Origin of the sequence: Companilactobacillus mindensis DSM 14500 (genome assembly GCF_001434275.1) — a bacterium.
Classification (GTDB): domain Bacteria; phylum Bacillota; class Bacilli; order Lactobacillales; family Lactobacillaceae; genus Companilactobacillus; species Companilactobacillus mindensis.
In genome coordinates this window covers 15,047-15,794 of the sequence record NZ_AZEZ01000048.1, presented here as the reverse complement: position 1 = coordinate 15,794, position 748 = coordinate 15,047, and the positions used below count along the sequence as shown (strand labels likewise).

General features: G+C 31.6%; 1 protein-coding gene. It reads left to right on the top strand.

Features of this window, described 5'->3' with window-relative positions:
* A partial coding sequence (locus FD29_RS04950; protein WP_162253419.1) for an RNA-guided endonuclease InsQ/TnpB family protein occupies positions 1 to 748 on the top strand: 748 nt, incomplete at both ends.

Here is a 748-nt window from a genome sequence, read left to right as displayed (position 1 = left end):
TCGATAAAGAAATATACCGATTAAAACAAATTGGGATAGGCCTTAAAATTATTCAAAATCGGATTTCAGAACTAATAGAGCGTAAAAATATTCGTGAATTATCTAATCATTACCAATATATGGAGAATAAAAAAATCGATAGCTTGGCCAAAGCCAACGCAAAAATGAGTTATTTGAAGGCTTGGGCAATGTTTCGAAAAGTTCATAAGGCTGGAACTCCCAAATTTCATAAAAAGAATTACTCTGAAAAGTATCAAACTTCCTGTCAGTATTCAAAGAAATCTAAAATGAATGTTTATACTGGGTCAGTTAGACTCCTAGATGATAAGCATATCAAGATTCCTAAATTAGGAACACTTAGGATCAAAGGATACAATAAAGAAATATTTCGTGATAAAAAAAATATAAGAATCGGTACTGTGACTATTAGTAAAGATCCATGTAACAGATATTTTATTTCACTTCAACTCGGTTCTGATACCCCTTTTGTTGATCAGAAAATAAAAACTGGTAGTAATATTGGAATCGATTTGAATACTGAGAACTTCCTTACTACAAGTAATAATGTTGTAGTCGATAATCCCAGATTTTATCGAAAAATGAAAAAGAGATTATCTAAAGAACGAAGAACTCTATCACGTCGCATGAACCGTGCTAAAAAAGAACACCGCAAATTAAGAGAATCAAGGAATTATCAGAAACAGAGACTTTTAGTAGCAAAACTGAATATCAAGATACGCAATCAACG